The following is a 21285-nucleotide window of genomic DNA, read 5'->3' on the forward strand; positions in this document are numbered from 1 at the left end:
CGCGTCAAGTTAAGGAAATAAAGGTATGAAAGAGATAGAATAATAAGGTATAAGTTCTCCCAGAAATACTTTTAGTGAGAGAACCAATGAATAAAATAACTAGCTTATCAAAAAAGCTCAAAGAATTTTTTAATGAAAAAGCAGATAAAATCTCAACTACAACAAGGTTTATAAAAAGAAAGAGAAAGCTAAAAGGTTCATCGTTCGTAAAAGCCATGGTCTTGGGTAATATAGGGGTTGATAATTGTAGCGTAGAAACAATGTGTCAATTACTAAACGAGGACTCGATAGATATAACAAAACAAGGTTTGGATTTTAGATTTACTGAAGAAGCAGTGGAATTTATGAAAAGGATGTATAATGAATCTGTGGTTCTCTTCAAAAATATCTTGCAAGTTGATTGCAAAATCTTACAGCAATTTAATAGTGTTAAATTATTGGACAGTAGCTATATTACTCTACCTAACAGTATGGAAGAGATGTATAAAGGTTATGGTACTAGCTACAGTGGCTATGAAAGCAATACTAAGTCTGGAATAAAGTTACAATTAGTTTTCGACTACATGAATCAGATAATAGACCAACTTAATTTAACGGAGGGAGTAAGATCAGACCAGGGATATAGGAAACATTTAAGTAATATATTAAGCAATGATTTGCTAATATCTGATCTCGGTTATTTTGTGTCAAGTTCTTTTAAACAAATCAATGAAATAGGAGCTTATTTCATAAGTCGTTATAAATCCGATACCAACATATATGATGTAGAAACAAATCAAAAAATGGAGTTATTAGAATGTTTAGAGGATAAGTTATTTTTAGAAAACGAGGTATTGTTAGGAAAAGAAGCAAAAATTAGAGTAAGAATTATATGTCAGAAACTAACTGAAGAACAGTCTATGGCCAGAAGAAGGAAAGCTAATAGATTAGCAAGATCGCAGGGATATACATCCTCTAAAAGAAATCAAAAATTGTTGAACTGGTCAATATTTATAACTAATGTTCCAGAAAATAAAATTAGTGCTGAGCAAGTATTAACGATTTACAGAGTAAGGTGGCAAATTGAGTTATTATTTAAATTGTATAAAAGCCATATCAGACTTGATAAGCTAAAAGGAAAGCCATGCAGAGTATTATGTGAACTATATGCTAAATTGTGCGCAATTCTTATATTTCACGGCATAGTTGGTTGCACAGAAGTGAAAAAGAATACAGAACTTAGCTTAACAAAGGCATTTATTGAGCTAAAAAGGCGGGTTAGAGAGTTATTCTTAACATTAAATTGTGTAGTCAGTAAAGTTCAAATTTTCCTCAAAAAACTCATCTCAACCTGGTCAAAATTCTCCTTAAAAGATAAATATAGAAAAACAAGAATATCAACTTTGAGTGCACTAAATTTGTTCATTTTTCCTTAACTTGACGCGTATGGTTAAATAAACTGTGTCAAACCGAGAAGTAAAGTAATAAATTGATAAAAAAATGGAGGTTTGACAATGAGTCAAGCAAACAGAACTACCGGTTTGGTAGACTATAAAGAATTAGAAACAAATATCTTATCATCTATACGAGAAGGAAGACCATTGACAGGAAGAGATGGAGCATTAACACCATTTATAAAAAAACTGCTAGAGGGAAGGCGAGATAGAAAACCATTTGTCGGCTGAAAGCGAAGAAAACAACCGAAGAAATTCTGTACTAGACACAACTTAATCTGACAGACACGAATTAACTGACAGAAGAATTGAGGTAGTTAAAACTAATATCAGTCTCTTGTTTAATGCTACTAATATTTTTCTGAAAAGCAATGTGTTTGCTATCAAGAAAAGTTTGCATAGGCATAGCAGTATTTACCTGAGTGAGGCCTGCTCTCATTGTAAGAACGCAACCAATGATCAACATCTATCTGCAGATCTTCCAAAGAATTGTAGATTTTCTTGCGAAAAATAATATTGTAACACTCATCTTGCATAGTTTTATGGAATCTCTCGCATATGCCATTAGTTTGCGGAGTTGGTTTTAGAATATTTTCAATTCCTAAATATAGCTGATAAGCGTGATTTTCTGGTTTGCCACAGTATTCCGTACCCCTATCAGTCAAAATGCGCAACAATGGTACGTTTTGCCCATCAAAGAAAGGTATATTAAGAAGATCTGCTGCAGTAATTGCAGTTTTGTCTGTATAAAGCTTTGCCATAGCAACTCTTGAATAGGTATCAATAAAAGTTTGCTGATAGATTCTTCCTATACCCTTGATATTGCCTACATAATAAGTATCTTGAGAACCTAAATAACCGGGATGTTCTGTTTCAATTTCACCATGTGCTTCCCCTTGTTCTTTAACTTTTTCTAAAGCCGCAAGTTGCTCCTCTGTTAGAATTATTCCATCTTGCATAACTTTTGCCTCAAGAGCCTTCAGTCTTTTTTTGAAGGTCTCAAGGTCATTTCTCAGCCATACAGATCTCACTCCACCTTCAGAGATTATTATGCCCCTTTTTCTAAGCTCATTTGCAGCTCTTTGTTGTCCATATGCTGGAAATTCTGTAGCTATGGCAATTACTGCCCTTTCTATATCTTCGGAAACTCTGTTTGCTAATAGAGGTTTTTTCTTACTTATTTCATGTAATGCTTCTTCTCCTCCATTTTCATATAATTCCTTGAATCGATAAAACGTATCTCTCCATTACTTTGCACGCTTGTGATACATTTCCTAATTGTTTTGCTAGCTCCAATAACCCTAACTTTGGTTTTAGTATTTTTGTTTGTATTGTACTCATTTCTAACACTCCTTTTGTTTGTTTATTATTTTATAACTTACTTTTTTAAAGTGTCAGATCAAGTGTTATTTAGTACAATTTAGTCTTATATAAAATTAGTATCATCAGAAACAGGATTATCTTCATAGTAAGGACTCGCTCTTTGCATATCATCAAAAACAGTTTTTAACAGTACTTCCTTATCAGTATCCCATGCAACTTTCTTCATGATTGGAATATAATCCTTACACTTTTGGTCATTTCCACAGTCCTTGATTTTACCATTAGCCTTTAGATAAGGCTTTAATAAATTATAGTGTATTTGAGTGTTATTGCCCTCTTTATCTATCATTTGTCCTGAGCTATTAACAAGTATCAATGGTGCAACTTGTTTTGCTTTCATAACACTTATTTCACCGAACTCTTTAACGAGATCAGGACATGATTCTCTAGAAAAAAAATTCTTGTTGCATTCTTTAGTAGCATAGTACTCGTTAGAGTAGCAGAAACTCTTAATCCCTTCTTCTTGACACGCTAACTCTTGTGGACTATTAATGCATTTATCACATTTTATATCACTAAAGTAGCCTATTGAACTAAGAGTATCAGTAAAGGCAAATTTAAAATTTACTGCACCATAACCACCCTCTGCTCCCTTTTCTATATATGGTGCAATTTTAGGATTACCGTACATCTCAGAATACAAATTCTTTAATAAATCAGATGTATTAAAACCTTGATAACCTATCTTTCCATTTTCTCCATAAAAACGAGCATAAGATCCACAAATTTCTTCCTTGCTACAATCTGGGGTTATTTTTTGAGACGTAATTTCTCTATTTTCATCCCTTCCTCCATTAGTAACAGGTTTGACTACATTAGTTTCATCTCCTCCTCCATTAGTAACAGGTTTGACTACATTAGTTTCATCTCCTCCTCCATTAGTAACAGGTTTGACTACATTAGTTCCACCTCCTCCATTGGGACAAGGTTTATCTGTACCACTTCCTTTCTCTTTTTTACATTCTTCAGCTGCTTTTTTATACCACTCAGTCTCTGCTTTTGCCGTGTCAATTTTACACTGTATAAGTTCTTCTTTATCACTTCCTTTCTCTTTTTTACATTCTTCAGCTGCTTTTTTATAACACTTATTCTCTGCTTTTGCCATGTCAATTTTATACTGCATAAGTTCTTCTTTTACCTTGTCAATTTTACACCGCATAACTTCTTCTCTCTCTTGTCCAATTTCGCACCTCAAAGCTTCTATTCTTGCTTGCTCAGCTTCCAATTTTGCTTGCTCAGCTTCCAATTTTGCTTGCTTAGCTTCCAATTTTGCTTGCTTAGCTTCTAATTTTGCTTGTTTAGCTTCTGCTTGAGCATCATCATACTTTGCCTGATTAATTGCCTGTTCAGAGCCTTCTTTCATCTTCTCAGCATCTTTTTTACACTGTATTAACTCATCTTTTGCTGCCTCAGCTTCATTCTTAGTTTGTTCTACCTTCCCTTTCTCTTCTTGAACCTGTAATTTTAACTCATCAACTTCTGCTTTTGCTGCCTCAGCTTCATTCTTAGTTTGTTCTACCTTCCCTTTCTCTTCTTGAACCTGTAATTTTAACTCATCAACTTCTGCTTTTGCTGCCTCAGCTTCATTCTTAGTTTGTTCTACCTTCCCTTTCTCTTCTTGAATCTGTAATTTTAACTCATCAACTTCTGCTTTTGCTGCCTCAGCTTCATTCTTAGTTTGTTCTACCTTCCCTTTCTCTTCTTGAACCTGTAATTTTAACTCATCAACTTCTGCCTTTGCTGCTTTAGCTTCATTCTTAGTTTGTTCTACCTTCTCTCTTTCTTCTTGAACCTGTGACTTTAATTCACTAGTTTCTGCTTCTAATTGTGTAATTTCTCTTTGTGATTCCACAGCATCTTTTTTACACTGTATTAACTTATCTTTTGCCTTCTTAGTTTCATCTCTACAGTCACGAAGTAAATCTTCTTCTGATTTATCATCCTCTTTTCCCGCAACCTGATCTCCTAGATTTTCGACTTGCTCACCCTCTTCACCATAAAAAAGTTTGTTGGCATATAAATTACTATTATTAACTTGATCGCTATAGATATTGTTTGACATTGTGACATCCTATACAGTCAAAACTGGAATTAAATTAGAGTATAAAAGCTAGGAATTCAACATGGGTAAAAGAAACCACAGCTCAGGAAATCTAAGGTTAACTCAGAAATTATTATAAGCCAAGTAGATCTAGCATGATAACCAACAATTAGATTTTCTTTCAATTTCCACCTTACTCACCAGCTTGACACAGTCCATCTTTATTCATTAGAGAGCCGTGATTCCTCTACTCTCCAATGATTAACACTTGTCAGTTTTGAGTGTAGTAGTTGATAGCCTGTACGTAAATACGTTGCTTTTGTCCTTTAGAAATTTTTAGTCTACTATCTTTATCCAGAAAAAAATTGTAAAATTTCTATAGTTATGGTATAATTGTAAATACCGCTTGCCAATAAGCTGAGTATAAAAATGCCGTTCGGACAAATCATTACATATAGCACGATATTACTTACTATAATTGCAGTATTTCTCTTTTTGAGAAAAATATACAAAAATCATATTAGAAAAATTATATTTCCTCTAAAAGTTCTCAAAGAAGAGTGGGAAGAAAATAGAAGATTTAATGAATTGTATCAAAAAAATAAGCAAAAAGAGTTGATGAAACAACAGGAAATGCTAAGGGAGAAACAAAAGAATATGCAAGTTTACAAAGAAGATCTAGAAATAGTTGATATAGCAAAACCGTTAGGTAAATGGACAAAGATGGTTATGATGGGTAATAGTTTAATGAAACATTTTGCACAATTGATAAACAGAGAAGGTGATAAGAAAGGATTTTGGGAGCTATTTATAAAAGCTCAGTCTTCAACTAAGGGTAAATATAAAGGAAAAGGCAGATAATCCATGCTTGAATGTAAAAATCTATCCTGTGCTCGTAATAACAAAGTATTATTTAAAAACCTCAATTTTAAAGCTGAGCCAAAATCAAAAATCTTAATCACTGGTCCAAATGGTAGCGGCAAAACCAGCTTAATCAGAAGTTTATCTGGACTCTTACCACCAGTATCAGGCAATATAAGATACTGCGGAAAAGACATATATGATGATCCAAAATCCTTTATATCTTCCATGGTTTACGTAGGACATAAAAACGCCTGTAAAGATAGTTTAACAATTGGTGAAAACATAGAATTCTGGGCAAGAATACGGAACACTAGAGAATCAGTTATGGCAGCTGCTTATTGTTTAGAGTTGCAGCCTGTATTTAACATTAGATATGGTGAACTTTCTGCAGGCTGGAAAAGAAGAGTTGCGCTTGCTCGCCTTTTAATTTCTAATGCAAACATTTGGCTGATAGATGAACCATTCTGTAATCTTGATAGCACAACATGTGAATTAGTATTGAACCTAATCTCAATACGCTCTGAGCAGAACGGTACAGTAATTATTACAGGACATAGCTCTACAGAACAATTGTGTGACTTCAAGACAATCGACATACGTGATTTTAACAGACCTCTTGTATAATTTTTGGCCTTATTGTACTTACATCAATAATTTATTATCACATTTAATATTACGCATTAAAATTAACTCATCTCTTTCAAAGGCTCTATATTAAAAATCGAAAGTCCAGAAGCAATGACGTGTGCTAAGGCTTGGACGAGAAACATTCTTGCAGCGGTGAAATTTAAGTTATTCTCCAGTATAAACCGCATATTTAAATCACTTTTGCCATATCCCCATAAAACGTGAAACGCTTCTGCAACTTCAAGTAAGTAGAAAGTGATTCTATGTGGCTCACAAAGCCTTGCAGATATTTCTACCACATCTGGCCACTTTGCTAAGGTTTTTATGAGGAATAGCTCCCCATCTGTCTTTAAAAGTGAAGGGTCTGCTGTTGGGAGCTCTTTTGGAGCATTACGCATTAACGAATGAGCACGGGCGTGCGCATATTGCACATAAAAAATAGGGTTGTCTTTTGACTGTTCTTTAACTTTAGCAAAATCAAAGTCCAAGACCATATCATTCTTGCGTGTTAACATTATAAAACGAGTTATATCCCTGCCAACCTCTTCCACTACATCCCTAGCTGTAAGAAAATTTCCTGATCTTTTCGACATCTTAACAGGTTTGCCATTTTCGAAGAAATTCACAATATTATGCAGTTTTACCTCTATCTTTGCTTGATCATCACTGAGCGCAGAGACAACTGCTCTAAGCCTTTTAATATAACCGCCATGGTCACTGCCGAGCTCTACGATCATATTGTTAAAACCACGTGATATCTTATCAAAATGGTAAGCAATATCCGATGCAAAATAAGTCCAGCTACCATCCTCTTTTTTTAGTGCGCGGTCAACATCATCACCAAATGTTGTAGAGCGAAATAACATTTCTTTTCTAGAAGTCCAACTTTCACTTTCTTTGCCTTTTGGTTTCTCCAGGTACCCTTCATACACTAGACCCTTGTCAGACAATATCTTTATACTCTCTTCGATTTTGCCATTTTTTTGTAGCTCATACTCTGAAGTAAAGACATCATGACTTACTCCAAGTAAGTTCATGTCTTCCTTTATTATCTCTAAAATGGAACTTAAAGTATACTCTCTAATTATTTGATTATCCTCCTCTTCTCTAAGCTCCTTGCCATATTTTTTAGCTAGCCCCTCCCCTATTGGTTTTAAATATTCACCTGGGTATAAACCTTTTTCGATGCTAATTTTCTCTCCCAGAGCTTCCTTATACCGCAAATATACTGACCGAATTAGCGTATCTATCTGCGCTCCAGCATCATTAATATAGTATTCCTTAGTAACTTTATAACCAACTTTTTTCAATAAATTTGCCAAAACATCACCAAACACTGCCCCTCTTGCATGACCAATATGCAGTGGACCGGTTGGATTTGCAGATACAAACTCAACATTGATGGCCTGATTGTTTCCAATGTTGAGAGTGCCAAACTCCGTTTTTAGCTCATTTATTTGTTTTAAAATCCCATACCATACTTCCATTTTCAAGTGCATATTGATGAACCCAGGACCTGCTATTTCCACTTTTGCAACTTCATCAAAAGATTTAAATTCTTCTGCTAAGATCCCTGCAATCTCAACTGGATTCTTTTTTTCATGCTTTGCAAGCACCATAGCAACATTTGTGTAAATATCTCCATGCGCTCTATTGCTCGGAGGTTCTACAATAAAGTTTGTTGCATTCGTGCTTATAATACCCCTTTGCTTCAACTCATTTAACTTGCTGGAAATTAGAGAGGAAACCTGCTTGAAAATGTTCATTAACTAAAAAGCTATAAGACCTGTAGCAGTATAGCGAATAAGTGGGGCTAGTTGAAGGGTTATCTGATGTAATCTATAGCTAAAGTGACTTAGGTTTACCGACAATTTGAAGAACTGTCATTCCGCTACTAGTTAGCGGCCGCGGTGGTATGACGTGTTGCTCCGTGTCAGCTACTTGGATGACACCTATAGCTCTGTCATTCCAACGCGTAACGCTGGAATGACAAAGAAGAATGGGCTATTGGTTTTTCATATGGTTATGCAAAAGCCTAATCTTGCAGTCTTTTCTTTAATGGCACATGTATCAAAATCGTATAAGCTTATACCATTCCCTGTTCAAAATATCATTTATATAAAAAACACTGGCACTACCTCTGAAGAATACCAAATTACTTCTTTGCAAAGTTCACAATCTCTTCCGTTTTCTGTACAATCAGTTACGTTTCCCTCCTGATCAAAAAATTCTTTGCATTCATCAAAAGTTTTATTACTTATTGTCCCATCTTTTTTTATAAGTCTATCTGTTTTTTTGTCAGCAACAATCAGTGATTCACTTTGAGAAAGTACTACCACCGGCTTATTTTTGTCAATGCTGTCAGGGTAGTAATATGCTCTTGTGTTAGTTAAATAAGCATCGTCAGAAAATACGTGATTTTTACAAGATGCATACCAATCAGGCCAATCATTCCTGTCACCAATTTGGCGTACATTATAAGATTCTTTGCAAAGACTATTCGGAGGAATAGTCATGCAATTTGCATTCATACTTCCTCTCCAAGTGATAAAAGGGTATTCCATGCCATTCTTATCGCAGTTAGTTGCTGCTATACCAAGTTGTTTTACATAATAATCATCGGTTTTAATTTTGTCAATAATGTCTGCACTTAAGTCAGGGTAAATTTTATTTAATGCCTCTCTTATATAAAGCTTACCATTCTGAGTTACTTCAATATAGTTACCATCTTTTCTGCTGTTGTCACATCCTTTTCGGTCACACTCACCTTCGTCAAATATTTTTCTAGTTTTCTCTTCAAGGTTACACGTTTTTAATATGTCACAATTTAACTTTACCCTTAATTCTTTGTCTATTTTTTCTTCTACTTCCTTTATCAATTCATCCTTAGCCTTATCATCAATCTTACAATTAAGATCTTTCTCTAGTTCATTTTTAATCTTTTCTTTCAGTTCATCCTTAGTCTTGTCATCAATCTTACAATTAAGATCTTTCTCTAGTTCATTTTTAATCTTTTCTTTCAGTTCATCCTTAGTCTTATCACCAATCTCAAACTTAAGATCTTTCTCTAGTTCATTTTTTATTTTATCCTTTATCTCATTCTTAGTCTTATCATCAATCTCAAACTTAAGATCTTTCTCTAGTTCATTTTTTATTTTATCCTTTATCTCATTCTTAGTCTTATCACCAATCTCACACTTAAGATCTTTCTTTAGTTCATTTTTAATCTCTTCTTTCAGTTCATTCTTAGTCTTATCACCAATCTCACACTTAAGATCTTTCTCTAGTTCATTTTTAATCTCTTCTTTCAGTTCATTCTTAGTTTTATCATCAATCTTGGATTTAGGGTCTTTACCATCATCTAGCCTTGTATGTAAATTAATTTTCAATATATGTGGCAGTTGACGTATATGACTTACATGCCTATTATTTGAATAAGGGGAAGTGTTCTTTAACATAAAATTGCTCCATTAATAAATAAAGGTTACTAAAAAGTTAACATAAAATAGAAGTGTATACTAACAATGTATACACCTTCATTACTTTCATATAATATAAACAATACCTTCTGGTACTGACATTTGTTCAGGAGAAAATGCTGATTCTGTGCGCGTATCTATTATAGAAGCATTTATCGCATCCACACAAGCTTTGCATTCAGGATTACTATCACATTGTCCTTTGATACGATTGTCTGGACCAATTTCAAGATTGTTGTCACTTTTATCAATAATTTCTTTACATTTTGCAAACATTAAACCACTAGATTTCTTAGTAATGGCATCTTTAATCTCTCCAGAAACTGCATCAACTACTATTGAAAGCTTTGAAAAGTCAATTGGTTTTTTAGGTTCTGGACAAGCAGGACAAGGAGGTATTTTTATATCAGGAAGCTGTATATTTAATTCGAGTCTATCACAACACGGATCAAAGTGGTCATGGCAATGTGGGTTAAAGTGGTTATGACAATGTGGACCAAAATTATTATGGTACCGTGGGTCAGTTGTGCAAGCTGTGCGCGTAGGAATACATGAACCAACACGTGGAGATGAGGAAAAATTATAATTCATAAGAATCCTTTAAAAAATAACTATTAGATTATTATAGGATAAAAAAGTTAATGATTTAATAATTTTGAGGCTAAAATTAGAATATACAAACTTACAGTACATTTCAAAATACGACTTTAATATAGAAGATATTCGCATTGAAAAGCTTTGCCACAGCAAAATGCTGCTAAGATTTCAAGAAAAAGCTGTCAGTAGTCAAATTTATTGTATTTTAAAGCAAAATGTGAAGCACATGGTTTCCCATGTGCTATTGGAAGTACGTATAGCAAGAGTGAAAGAACGTACGTTTGTGAGTGATTTAAATCTAATCTCTTAGCAGAAAAAATCAAACGTATCACAAGGATTATAACATGTATCATAATAGTTATGATATGAGTTAAAATGATTGTGGCAGGAATTAGTAGTACAAGGTACAAATGCAGGTGTACAAGCTTGTGCACAATTCGATACTGGTCCTTGTAATGCTGGTACTGGCAAATTATAACCCGTAAATGGTAGTTTTGGTAAATTACTGTAATTATAAACCATAATGATCCTTAAAAAAATACTATGAGATTATTATAAGTTAAAATGATTAAAGATTTAATAATTTTCATTATCAATCTAGCATAACAACCAACAAGTATGACTCAAATTTTCCTTCAGTTTTTACTATATCTTCGCCAATTTTGCATACAGCCCATCTTTACTCATTAGAGAATCATGAGCTCCTACTTCTTCTACTTTCCCGCAATTAATCACTATAATCTTGTCAGTTTTGAGTGCGGTTGATAGCCTGTGCGTAATTATAATTGTTGTTCTGTTTTGCATTAACTTGCTCAGTGCTTTTTGCACTAGGTTTTCACTTTTATAATCAAGAGCGGAAGTTGCTTCATCAAGTATTAAAACCTGAGGATTTTTTAGTATTGCTCTTGCTATTATGATGCGTTGTTTTTGCCCTTCGGAAAGCTTTAGTCCTCTTTTTCCTACAAATGTATCAAATTTATCCGGCAGCTTATCAATAAATTCCATCGCATACGCACTGATAGCTGCTTGCCTGACTTCCTCATATTCAGCACCCGGTTTGCCGTATAGTATATTTTCCATTATTGAGCAAGAAAATATCATGTGATCTTGTGGTACTAAGCCAAACAGCGATCTTAGATCATTTAGCGCAATTGTCTTAATATTCTGTCCATCGATAGTAATACTGCCTTCACTTGGATCGTGAAAACGGAGCAGAAGCTTTAAAATGGTGCTCTTGCCACTGCCAGATGGTCCAACAATTGATACTGATTGGCCTGCCTCTATAGAAAATGATACGTTATTTAATGCTGGCTTATCAGCATAAAAAAATGTTACATCGTTAAACGCAATTTCTTTTTGAATACTATTAATTCTTATAGGATTTTCGCCATTTACTATAGAGCTTTTCATGTTCGTAAACTCAAACAAACGCTCTACAATTCCAAGACCTCGTTGTAGGTCACTGACGTTATCGCTCAAATTGTTGACAGCTCCTGCCGCAAGCGCTGAATAAAACACAAATGAGGAGAGTTCTCCAATAGTTATATTATTGCTTAAGACTTCTTTTATTCCAAAAAAAAGCAAAATAACTAGCGAACCTATCACACACGTGATAACTAGAGTTACTAAAATAGCACGCAAGAGTACTAATTTTACGTATGATTTTGATACTGAGTTTAGATGTTTCTGAAAACGAATTTTTTCATTTTCTTCTAGTACAAATGATTTAATGGTTACTATAGATCTAAAATTTTCCTCACTAAATGATGCAAGCTCACTTAATTTATCCTGAGCAAAGCGTGCATAATTGCGAACTTTTTTTCCAAGTGAAGTCATGATAATGAGCAGTATGGGTATTATTGCAGCTGCATATGCGGTTAAATGTAGATTTGTGTATAACAGCATTGCAACACTACCAGTCAGTACCACAAAATTCCTCAATATTGTCAGTAAGCTGCTGTTTATTATCGATTGCAATGCAGAGGTATCAGTAATGAGTGCTGAGATAACATCTTGTACGCCTGTGTTCTCAAAGAAACTTGGTTGCAAGTCAGTGATACTGCTATATAAGTCGTATCTGATTCTTGCGATAACTTTCTCGCTGCCAATGCCAATGAAATATAACCGAATAAATGCAGTGAAAGAAATGCCTAAAACTATCAGTATTGAAACTACGAGCTTGGTAGTAAAGTTATGCTCTGCGCCAGAATCAATTATGTTGCTTAAGCCCCTACCAAAAAGAAGAATCGTTAAAGCTGAAAATAGAACTGCAATAAAAGCTACGGTAAAATAATGTAGATTAGGTTTTATATAATAAAATAACTGCTTAATGTTAGATCGCATTTTATTTTTAAGTTAATTATATAGATTTTAGCTTCAGGAAAAAGTTACAATATTAGTTTACAGTGTACTTCGTTAGAGCAATACGTTCAAGAAACTTTAGCTTGATTTCTACTGAAGAAAAAACGCTGCGAAATTACAGAAAGTTAGCAAAAAAACTACTGAATAGACCAGAGTTTAATATTCATTTTGTTCCAATATGTAATGCTACTATTCCATAACTCATATTATAGAACTCAACATTCTTAAAGCCTATCTCTTCAATTTCCATTTTAAAATTAGTTTGAGTTGGAAATTCTCTGATGCTTTTCACTAAATATTCATAAGAACCCTTATCTTTAGCAACTATGCTACCAATTTTAGGAATTACTTTAAATGAGTATAAGTCATAAAATTTGGTGAATATCTCATTTTGATAATGCATAGGGGCAAATTCCAAGCAGACAAATTGTCCATTTTGCTTCAATACCCTATATGCTTCACTTAAAGCCTTCTTACGGTCGGAAAAGTTTCGAATACCAAAAGCTACTGTATAATAATCAAATTCGGAATCTTCAAATGGTAAACTCTCTGCATTTGCACATACCCAATTGAAATTTAGCTGATTTGAATTTATAGCTTTATCACGCCCTTTGTCCAGCATGTTTTGATTTATATCACATACTGTAACTTGAGTACTTGGTTCACCTCTTGCTATTCTTATAGCTATATCTCCGGTTCCTCCAGCAATATCCAAAACCTTGGAGTTCTTTTTAAAATGCACACTACTTACCATCTTCTCTTTCCATAGCCTGTGCATTCCAAGACTCATTATATCATTCATGATGTCGTAGCAATTTGCTACAGAATCGAAAACCTCTTTAACTAGTTGTGATTTATCCATATTTTATATAGAGATTGCTTACATAATTATTTTAAACTTTAGCAGTTAAATTAATATACTAATGAGAAAAATATACTACAATTAAACATATTTAATCCAGTAAATCATTAGTGTCGACAGCTTTTTCACAAAATATCATCTCTCTTATTATGATATTATCTGTAGCAGTTGTTGATATGGCAACAGACTTATACTCAGTTGCATTGCCAAGTATTGCCAACTATTTTAAGGTGAAAGGTAATATAGCGCAGCTTACGATCAGTTTAAATTTAGTAGGAGTTGCAATATCTGGATTAATTTATGGCCCACTGTCAGACTATTATGGTAGGCGCCTAATAATGCTGATTGGTATGACAATTTTTACTTTGGCAAGTATTGTATGTTGCATAGCTGATAATATTATACTTTTAATATTAATCCGGTTTATACAAGGAGCTGGAGCTGGTGTTGCAGGCGTTGTCGGATATGCAGCAATCAGAGATATGTACTCAGGTAGTGAATACTCAAGAGTAATCTCAAAGTTAAATATGGTAGTAGCGCTTTCACCTGGAATAGCTCCAGTGGTAGGCAGTTATATAATTTCACATGGTTATAGTTGGAAATTTTTGTTTTTTATCATATCACTTGCTGCAATTATTATGCTCATTTTTATTTACTTGAAGCTGCAAGAAACGCTCACTGTAAATAAAAATCAAACCAACATAGCCATCAATATCTTCAAGCAATATATATCAATATTCAGGAATTATCGTTTTCTTGGGTTTTCAGCCATTCATGGATTAACTTTCATGTGGCTTTGGGCATACATTGCTAACTATCCGTTCATATTTGAATCAATGGGTATTGAAGTACAATATTTTGGCTATCTCATATCAATCATAGTCATATTTTACGTAATCGGCACTTTAATTAACAGAAGGTACGTACCAAAAATAGGAGTGAGCAAGATGCTAATCATAGGTTTGGTATTACCAATAATATCTGATGGTTTATTGGTATATTTTTATTTCATGAACAAATTGAACGTACTTATTCTTCAAGTTCTTTGGATTCCAAGCAATATAGGACTTGCACTCGTAATCAGCAATAACGTAACTTCTGCTTTAGAAACGGTCAAAAGTATAGGGCTTGGTAGTGCAGTTCTCTCATTTTGCAATATGATGTTTGGGGCTGTTGGAATATACATAGTAGGAAAATTCTTTTCTTATGGCATTTTACCAAATTTACTATTAACAGTTGTATGTTCTATAATTGCAATTCTTATATATAGTTTACTTAAATATACTGAAAAACACGAAGGATAATCATTATTTCTACAACCCAGATTTCATGAATTATTAATTACCTTACTATAGTAATGCAATTTTATAGAGAAGTGTTAAATGAATTATTCAATCAGAAATATAGATGCTGCTTTACTTGATGCTGCTAAAAGAGGTGATCTTAATGAAGCAAAGCGCCTAATAATTGAAGAAGCTGATGTTAATGCATATGATGGATCTCAAGGTAATTCTCTATATTGGGCTGTTAAAAATAATCATTCTTATATAGCAAAAGTTCTATTAGATAATGGAGCAGATTTTATTGCTTATGACTCTTCTCGAGAACGCCACGTGTTAAATAAATACGAAGAAGTAAAAGCTGAGCATTGTAAGGTTTCTCTACATCTGGCTGCCAGACTTGGCGACTTGAAAGCAGTAGAAGACCTATTAAAGAAAGAAGCAAATGTTAATACAAAAAATGATAAAGGACAGACTCCTTTAGATTTAGCTAAGACAGAAGAAATAAAAAATCTATTACAAAGCATAAAAGATGCCAATGATAAATTGCTTGAAGCTGCTAAAAGCGGTAATATTGATGATGTAGAAAATCTGTTAAATAGAGAAGAAAAAGTACAGGTTAACGCAGAAAATGAATTTGAAGAGACCCCTCTACACTTATCTGCTCAAAATGGACATAAAGACGTAGTGGAATTTCTACTCAGCAAAGGAGCAAAAATTGATGCAAAAAATGAATTTGAAGAGACTCCTCTACATTTGGCTGCTCAAAATGGACATAAAGGTGTAGTAGAATTTCTATTCAGTAAAGGAGCAAAGGTTGATGCACAAAGTGATGATCTAAGCACCCCTTTACATTTTGCTGCTAAATATGGACATAAAGACGTAGTAGAATTTCTACTCAGCAAAGGAGCAAAGGTTGATGCACAAAGTGATGATCTAAGTACCCCTTTACATTTTGCTGCTAAAAGTAGATATAAAGATACAGAAAAGATAGTAAAATTTCTACTTGATAAAGGAGCAGACGTTAATGCACAAAATAATGCAGGAGAAACCCCTTTACATTTAATTCTTCAAAAAATAGACCTAGATATAGATACAGATAAATTCTATACTCTACTGAACAAAAAAGGCATCAATGTTAATCTAACAGATAAAAATAAAGAGACTCCTTTGCATTTTTTTTTAAAAAAGAAAGCGATGGAGATACCTGAATTGGACGATCTACTGAAAGTAGAAAGTATCAATGTTAATTTACAAAATATAGATGGAAAGACTCCTTTACACCTGGTAATTGAAAAAAACAACTGGAATACATTGCCTAATGTATCGTGGAGCCGTGAAAAGATGGTCGATATTCTAATAGGAATGAAGGCAAATGTTAATGCAGTAGATAAGGATGAGAGGACTCCTTTACATTGGGCTGCAGGATATGGTAGAAAAGAGATAGTAAAAGCTCTAATAAACGCAGAAGTAAATGTTAACGCAGTAGATAAGGATGAGAGGACTCCTTTACATTGGGCTGCAAACTATGATAGAAAAGAGATAGTAGAAGCTCTAATAAACGCAGAAGCAAATGTTAATGCACAAGATAAATATGGAAAGACTCCTTTAGATTTAGCTAGCACAGAAGAAATAAAAACTCTATTACTAAAACCCCCCAAAAAAATTGATGACAGTATAGCATCAAAAGATAATGAAGTAGGTCAAGAGGAAGATGCTGAGCAAGAAGGTAATGCCCAACTAAGTTTACAAGAACAAGAGGAAGAATCACAGGAGATCAGTTCAGAAGAAGAAAGTGATGTAAAAATTGAAGCTGCTGATAATGGACATCTTCCTTATGCAGAACCTACACAAAATAGAGTATCGACAAATGAAGAGCAACCGAGCTCTTTTTTCGATAATTTGCTTAATATAATTATGAAGCCCTTTTCTTTAATTGCATCATTTTTTGGTGGCTTTTTTTCATGGTTGTTTGGATCTGATGAACCATCAACTGAATCTGATCAAATAATTGCACCAAGTAACTCAGGAGGAGAGGAGCTAACAAACTATCAAGAGGGTGACAATAATATTATATAATAGATTTCTTGCATAACTGGCATTCAAAGGAAAATCAATTGATGTCATGAAAGTAGCTGACACTGGCACCCAGTTAAATTTACGGAGTATAATGGATTCCAGTGTCAAGCACTGGAATGACAAGAAAGGGAGCACTGACTTGAACATTCCCCTGAACAGATACCTTGATACATTAAAGTTTCTAGGTTTGAGTAGTGAAATCCGATTCAGTGTGAAAATTAGCAAACTCCTTTTTAAGCTGTAGAATAAAATTTTTTATTTTAATGAAAAAATTGCTTCCGCATACTCAAGATGCCATTATAATGATGGTAGAGATATTTAGAGAGCTCAAAATTTATCTTGGTCTGCAGACCTTTTAACCAATTTTTCAATAAAAATTCAGCTACATCTGTTGTGTGTACATTCTGAATATTTTTTATACAGGAGGATTTTATGTCCAGAATTCCAGATATTTGACCTTTACTTTAGCTAACAACAGGCGCCTGTAGTTTTTAGAATTAGTGTTAACACGGTTTTTCTACTTTTTTTTTCTTAATGTTTTAACTCAATACACACCATCATCATTTACTGCTTCTAAATATATCATTGCTAAACACACGCCGCTGTGTATTTCTATAGATAACTCATTGCCTAGACTTCGATTAAAGCAAGAATTCTTTCCTGGAAAAGCAAGGTTACTATGGCATAGTTCCCATTTTAATCCTTTAGTTGATATTTGAGCTTTCGGTATACCAAGTAAGGATATTTTAGTATTTTTTAGCAAAGAGGAAAAACAGGTAATACCCTTTTGTAAGGCGTACCCCACCATGGAAGGCGAAGGCATATAAAAGATACTATCTGTACTTGAAAAAATGTTGATATTTTGTAGTATATGATCAATTGCTCCTCCAGTAATACCCGTTACTATTGATGGCAATAACTTTACTGTTTTTAAGTGAGCCATTGCTTTAGAAAAGTCGCAATAATCTTGATCAGGTAGATATACTGTATTTAAATTAGCACGTAAATTCGGATTTATACTATCCAAATCTCCTATTACAAGATCAGGTTTTACGCCAATTGATAGAAGCTTATTTGCTCCTCCATCTACAGCAATAACAGGTATATCTTGTTTAAAAAACGATGAATCAGGTATTTCTCCATTTAGTACTACAATAGAACGATATTCTTGCTCCACGCTACAATGTAGCATATGGTTATAAAACGCTTCGTGCAGTTTTTGCATCGTAGTAACATTTTTGAACAATTGATATTATACTGATCACTAATCCAGCAATATTACTGAGTATCACAAAAGTTAAACCCTGACAAATACCGTAAATAAGCCAAGATGATGAAAAAATAAGATAATTCACCAACATTAGCATCGATACGTCACGAGTAAGTTTTGTGATATATGCTCTATATACTTGAGGCAATAACCCAATGAGAGATGTAATGAACGCGATGAAGCCAAAGCATTCTTCAATATTTATATACATTTTCCTACGTTTGTTTTAACAAGATCAGGTTCAAAGGGTTGTACTTTATGTACTCTCAGCTTTTTTAGAGCACCCCTAATGCGTGTAATTTATAACATCATTTAGTCTATTAATCAAGAAATTAACAGTGACTTGCATTCATGAAACCCAATCGGCTTCTATGCTAATTATTATCCAAACTAATAGTCGGCTGTGCATCCTGCTCAGAGATCAGAGCAACTAGCAAATTGTTTATCAATTGAACCTTTTGTTTTCCATCCAATTGTAAGCTTTTATTTTTTTCAAAATGGGCTATTACTTCTTCGATAATTCCTATTGCATTTTGCACTATATGCCTTCTTGCAGAGGTGATGGCATGTGCTTGTTGACGTCTCAGCATTGCTTGTGCAATCTCAGATGAATACGCCAAATGCGATATTCTCGCTTCTGCAATTTCAATTCCAGCAATATTCAATCTTTGTTGTAGCATTGATCTCAATTCATTTGAAATTTTATCAGAATTTTTACGCAAAGATTCCTCATCGTTTTCGCTATCATACGGATAATTACTTGCCAGTTCTCTAATTACCGAGTCACTTTGCACAAAAACAAAATCATGATAATTATTAACATTATAATATGCCTTCGCAGGACTGCTCACTCTCCAAACAATTACTACTGAAATCTCTATCGGACTTCCATTAGCATCATTAACTTTAATTTTTTCTGTATTGATATTCTGAAATTTCAAAGAAACTCTATATTTACTCGAAAATGGAAGCGTTACGCATATTCCAGACTTAAAATAAGTTCCAATATAATGACCAAAAAACTCTATCACTCTTGCTTCATTAGGATCATTAACGAAAAATCCTTGAGAAAAAGTCAATATTGAAACAGCAGCAACTCCAAGTGCAATTGTGCTGTCATACACAAAAAGTACCAATAAAATTAACCCTAGCGCTATTAGTACAGGAAAAGCCCGAATTTTACTTAGATTTCTATCATTTATTGTATTTTTATCTGTACTGTCTTCATCAGATTGCTTTTTCACTTGCACCCTCTCTGCTGATTATTTCATCTACCTTACTTACAAATAATTTAAACTCTCTTAATTCACAATCAGGCAACTTTATCTCATTGCCATGAGCTATCGTAAGCGGATCAATGTGTTTACCATTATACATAACTTCATAATGTAAATGGGGCCCTGTTGCAACACCAGTGCTACCAACATAAGCTATAACCTGACCCTGCTTTACTTTAGAGCCTAACTTTACATCGCTACTAAATTTGCTTATATGTGCGTAACAAGTTGAATATTTATTGTTGTGCTTTATTTTGATGTAATTCCCATAGCCACCATTCTTTCCTATATATTCTATTACACCTTCTGCAGTGGCGTGTATAGGAGTGCCAAGTTTAGCTGCATAATCTACTCCTTTATGAAAAGCAATTTTACCATGAATGGGATGCTTTCTATTACCAAAATTCGAGGATATACGAAAATCTCCGTTTAAAGGACTTACAAAAATTTCGCTACTCTTCAAGCTTACCCCCTCTTTATTAAAATACTCTTCTTTGCTGTTTTGTGACTCATAATAATATAAACTTATAGCTTTATTGCTTGTTGTGAGTGAAGTATATAAAATTTTTTCTTCAGCCTTCTGATTACCGAGCGATTTCTCAAAAAGAACCTCCAACTTACCTTTTGGCACAATGTCTTTTTTAAAATCTACACCATAATCTTTATATATGCCGATTAATCTCATTATTGTATCTGGCGCCAAACCTTCTGCATCAAAAAAAGAGGATTTTATGTCACTGGATATGAATAACAACTTTCTATCACTTTCTGTAGCTTTTTTTTTCCTGATCCCGTCTTGGAATAACACTGGAGAGTGGGTTAGTGTCATTCCAGTGCTTGACCAGTTTTTTAATCGAAAATGTTGTATAGCGTGCTGTTTACAATCAATTTCCAGTGTCTGGGCACTGGAATGACAATAGTCTTTCTGCGCAAATGTTTCAGTTGCATATGCTGGTAAAATACAAAGCAGTAGAAATATTACCAGCCTCATAGTTTATCAGCAAAAATAAAATTACCTTCAACATACTGCACATCATCATTATCTTCTAGCTCTTCAACTAATGTAGATAATTTATCAATTAATTCTTTGTCGCTAACTTCAATCAGGTCCTTTGGTTGCCATGAAAGACGAGCAAGTTCTGGTTCTCCAAATTTTGTATAGAAAGCATCACGCACTCTACCAAAATCTTTCACTCCACAAGTTATAACATATAATTCTTCCTTGTTATTTTCCTCAACATTCAATACTTCTAATTCAATTCCATAGTTAAATAAATCTTCAAAATTTATACCCTCTGCTTTATAGACAATTAAGCCTACATGATCGAAAAGGTAACTCACACATCCTGTTTCTCCCAAATTACCGCCTTTGCGAGAAAAGATATAACGTATCTCAGAAGCGGTTCGGTTGCGATTATTCGTCAGAGCATGAACAATAATTGCAGTACCAGAAGGTCCGCAGCCTTCATATTGTATTTCTTCATAATTTTCTCCAGCAACGTTACCAGTTGCATTTTTTATTGCTGTTTCTATTTTATCTTTTGGTAGATTTTCCTTTCGCGCAGCAAAGATAGCAGAGCGAAGACGTGGATTAAGCTCGGGATCAGGTAGCCCTTGTTTTGCAGCAACTGTTATTTCCCTAATGAGCTTCGTAAATTTTTGCGAGCGCTTTGCATCTTGAGCACCTTTTCGATGTTTTATATTTGAAAACTGTGAATGACCAGCCATAAAA

Annotated in this window: 17 protein-coding genes, 2 pseudogenes and 1 riboswitch; of the genes and pseudogenes, 7 read left to right on the forward strand and 12 right to left on the reverse strand. The window is 33.9% G+C overall.

Going from position 1 to position 21285, the window contains the following annotated elements; genetic code table 11:
* Window positions 1–86 precede the first annotated feature (86 nt).
* Entirely contained in the window at window positions 87–1415 is a 1329-nt protein-coding gene (locus AAGD65_RS05095; protein ID WP_264682442.1) for an IS4 family transposase, read from the forward strand.
* Between the two features lie 78 nt (window positions 1416–1493).
* Window positions 1494–1689, forward strand: a pseudogene (locus tag AAGD65_RS05100) (IS256 family transposase); the annotation flags it as partial.
* A gap of 36 nt (window positions 1690–1725) precedes the next feature.
* Here the strand turns inward: AAGD65_RS05100 and AAGD65_RS05105 are convergent.
* Both AAGD65_RS05105 and AAGD65_RS05110 read right to left on the reverse strand, forming a co-directional pair.
* Window positions 1726–2774 (reverse strand): annotated as a pseudogene (locus AAGD65_RS05105) (IS481 family transposase).
* Between the two features lie 85 nt (window positions 2775–2859).
* Window positions 2860–4878: a hypothetical protein gene (locus AAGD65_RS05110; protein ID WP_264682414.1), complete on the reverse strand. Its 2019-nt coding sequence runs from the start codon at window positions 4876–4878 to the stop codon at window positions 2860–2862.
* A 408-nt stretch (window positions 4879–5286) separates the two neighbouring features.
* Between AAGD65_RS05110 and AAGD65_RS05115 the strand changes: the two genes are divergently transcribed.
* A complete protein-coding gene (locus AAGD65_RS05115; protein WP_264682413.1) occupies window positions 5287–5718 on the forward strand; it encodes a hypothetical protein in 432 nt (143 codons plus the stop codon).
* Between the two features lie 3 nt (window positions 5719–5721).
* Window positions 5722–6345, forward strand: coding sequence for a heme ABC exporter ATP-binding protein CcmA (ccmA, locus tag AAGD65_RS05120; RefSeq protein ID WP_064085635.1), 624 nt, complete (start codon window positions 5722–5724; stop codon window positions 6343–6345).
* Window positions 6346–6407: 62 nt separating this feature from the next.
* Here the strand turns inward: ccmA and argS are convergent, their stop codons facing one another.
* The 3 genes from argS to AAGD65_RS05135 all read right to left on the reverse strand — a co-directional run bounded on the left by argS (window position 6408) and on the right by AAGD65_RS05135 (window position 10418).
* Window positions 6408–8114 (reverse strand): arginine--tRNA ligase, encoded by a 1707-nt coding sequence (gene argS, locus AAGD65_RS05125; protein WP_341810905.1) that lies wholly within the window; start codon window positions 8112–8114, stop codon window positions 6408–6410.
* A 348-nt stretch (window positions 8115–8462) separates the two neighbouring features.
* Window positions 8463–9806 carry a hypothetical protein gene (locus tag AAGD65_RS05130; RefSeq protein ID WP_341810906.1) on the reverse strand — a complete coding sequence of 448 codons (1344 nt, stop codon included), beginning with the start codon at window positions 9804–9806 and terminating at the stop codon, window positions 8463–8465.
* A gap of 87 nt (window positions 9807–9893) precedes the next feature.
* Window positions 9894–10418: a hypothetical protein gene (locus tag AAGD65_RS05135; protein ID WP_264682408.1), complete on the reverse strand. Its 525-nt coding sequence runs from the start codon at window positions 10416–10418 to the stop codon at window positions 9894–9896.
* A 64-nt stretch (window positions 10419–10482) separates the two neighbouring features.
* On the opposite strand from AAGD65_RS05135, the gene AAGD65_RS05140 reads away from it, so the two are divergent.
* A complete protein-coding gene (locus tag AAGD65_RS05140) occupies window positions 10483–10734 on the forward strand; it encodes a hypothetical protein (protein ID WP_264704299.1) in 252 nt (83 codons plus the stop codon).
* Between the two features lie 335 nt (window positions 10735–11069).
* On the opposite strand, the gene AAGD65_RS05145 is transcribed toward AAGD65_RS05140, so the two are convergent.
* Together AAGD65_RS05145 and ubiE are read right to left on the reverse strand one after the other, a co-directional pair.
* Window positions 11070–12767: an ABC transporter ATP-binding protein gene (locus AAGD65_RS05145; protein ID WP_264682406.1), complete on the reverse strand. Its 1698-nt coding sequence runs from the start codon at window positions 12765–12767 to the stop codon at window positions 11070–11072.
* A 181-nt stretch (window positions 12768–12948) separates the two neighbouring features.
* Window positions 12949–13647 carry a bifunctional demethylmenaquinone methyltransferase/2-methoxy-6-polyprenyl-1,4-benzoquinol methylase UbiE gene (gene ubiE, locus AAGD65_RS05150; protein ID WP_264682404.1) on the reverse strand — a complete coding sequence of 233 codons (699 nt, stop codon included), beginning with the start codon at window positions 13645–13647 and terminating at the stop codon, window positions 12949–12951.
* A 149-nt stretch (window positions 13648–13796) separates the two neighbouring features.
* On the opposite strand from ubiE, the gene AAGD65_RS05155 reads away from it, so the two are divergent.
* Together AAGD65_RS05155 and AAGD65_RS05160 are read left to right on the forward strand one after the other, a co-directional pair.
* Window positions 13797–14951, forward strand: a complete 1155-nt coding sequence (locus AAGD65_RS05155) for a Bcr/CflA family efflux MFS transporter (protein ID WP_264682402.1) — start codon at window positions 13797–13799, stop codon at window positions 14949–14951.
* Between the two features lie 78 nt (window positions 14952–15029).
* Entirely contained in the window at window positions 15030–17006 is a 1977-nt protein-coding gene (locus AAGD65_RS05160) for an ankyrin repeat domain-containing protein (RefSeq protein ID WP_264682400.1), read from the forward strand.
* Between the two features lie 544 nt (window positions 17007–17550).
* Here AAGD65_RS05160 and AAGD65_RS05165 read toward each other — a convergent pair.
* The 5 genes from AAGD65_RS05165 to AAGD65_RS05185 form a co-directional block, all read right to left on the reverse strand.
* Complete coding sequence (locus AAGD65_RS05165; protein WP_341810907.1) at window positions 17551–18231, reverse strand: thiamine diphosphokinase; 681 nt, start codon at window positions 18229–18231, stop codon at window positions 17551–17553.
* Window positions 18203–18487 carry a SemiSWEET family sugar transporter gene (locus AAGD65_RS05170; protein ID WP_264682396.1) on the reverse strand — a complete coding sequence of 95 codons (285 nt, stop codon included), beginning with the start codon at window positions 18485–18487 and terminating at the stop codon, window positions 18203–18205. Before AAGD65_RS05170 ends, AAGD65_RS05165 begins: the two co-directional genes overlap by 29 nt.
* A riboswitch (TPP riboswitch) is annotated at window positions 18472–18574 on the reverse strand. It overlaps the preceding gene by 16 nt.
* Window positions 18575–18650: 76 nt before the next feature.
* Entirely contained in the window at window positions 18651–19520 is an 870-nt protein-coding gene (locus AAGD65_RS05175) for an SPFH domain-containing protein (RefSeq protein ID WP_264374651.1), read from the reverse strand.
* On the reverse strand, window positions 19504–20544 hold the full coding sequence (locus tag AAGD65_RS05180; protein ID WP_264682393.1) for a M23 family metallopeptidase: 1041 nt from the start codon (window positions 20542–20544) through the stop codon (window positions 19504–19506). Before AAGD65_RS05180 ends, AAGD65_RS05175 begins: the two co-directional genes overlap by 17 nt.
* Window positions 20541–21281 carry a YebC/PmpR family DNA-binding transcriptional regulator gene (locus tag AAGD65_RS05185; RefSeq protein ID WP_264682391.1) on the reverse strand — a complete coding sequence of 247 codons (741 nt, stop codon included), beginning with the start codon at window positions 21279–21281 and terminating at the stop codon, window positions 20541–20543. The genes AAGD65_RS05180 and AAGD65_RS05185 overlap by 4 nt, the downstream gene beginning before the upstream one ends.
* Window positions 21282–21285 lie beyond the last annotated feature (4 nt).

It is taken from the genome of Wolbachia endosymbiont (group B) of Chesias legatella, from assembly GCF_964026945.1.
Lineage (GTDB): Bacteria > Pseudomonadota > Alphaproteobacteria > Rickettsiales > Anaplasmataceae > Wolbachia.

Bases quoted from the DNA above. Each gene is read 5' to 3' on its own strand.
- AAGD65_RS05160 (WP_264682400.1), top strand. From the start codon at position 15,030: ATGAATTATTCAATCAGAAATATAGATGCTGCTTTACTTGATGCTGCT.
- AAGD65_RS05115 (WP_264682413.1), top strand. From the start codon at position 5,287: ATGCCGTTCGGACAAATCATTACATATAGCACGATATTACTTACTATA.
- AAGD65_RS05170 (WP_264682396.1), bottom strand. From the start codon at position 18,487: ATGTATATAAATATTGAAGAATGCTTTGGCTTCATCGCGTTCATTACA.
- AAGD65_RS05145 (WP_264682406.1), bottom strand. From the start codon at position 12,767: ATGCGATCTAACATTAAGCAGTTATTTTATTATATAAAACCTAATCTA.
- AAGD65_RS05135 (WP_264682408.1), bottom strand. From the start codon at position 10,418: ATGAATTATAATTTTTCCTCATCTCCACGTGTTGGTTCATGTATTCCT.
- ubiE (WP_264682404.1), bottom strand. From the start codon at position 13,647: ATGGATAAATCACAACTAGTTAAAGAGGTTTTCGATTCTGTAGCAAAT.
- ccmA (WP_064085635.1), top strand. From the start codon at position 5,722: ATGCTTGAATGTAAAAATCTATCCTGTGCTCGTAATAACAAAGTATTA.
- AAGD65_RS05095 (WP_264682442.1), top strand. From the start codon at position 87: ATGAATAAAATAACTAGCTTATCAAAAAAGCTCAAAGAATTTTTTAAT.
- argS (WP_341810905.1), bottom strand. From the start codon at position 8,114: ATGAACATTTTCAAGCAGGTTTCCTCTCTAATTTCCAGCAAGTTAAAT.
- AAGD65_RS05180 (WP_264682393.1), bottom strand. From the start codon at position 20,544: ATGAGGCTGGTAATATTTCTACTGCTTTGTATTTTACCAGCATATGCA.
- AAGD65_RS05130 (WP_341810906.1), bottom strand. From the start codon at position 9,806: ATGTTAAAGAACACTTCCCCTTATTCAAATAATAGGCATGTAAGTCAT.
- AAGD65_RS05110 (WP_264682414.1), bottom strand. From the start codon at position 4,878: ATGTCAAACAATATCTATAGCGATCAAGTTAATAATAGTAATTTATAT.
- AAGD65_RS05165 (WP_341810907.1), bottom strand. From the start codon at position 18,231: ATGCAAAAACTGCACGAAGCGTTTTATAACCATATGCTACATTGTAGC.
- AAGD65_RS05155 (WP_264682402.1), top strand. From the start codon at position 13,797: ATGATATTATCTGTAGCAGTTGTTGATATGGCAACAGACTTATACTCA.
- AAGD65_RS05185 (WP_264682391.1), bottom strand. From the start codon at position 21,281: ATGGCTGGTCATTCACAGTTTTCAAATATAAAACATCGAAAAGGTGCT.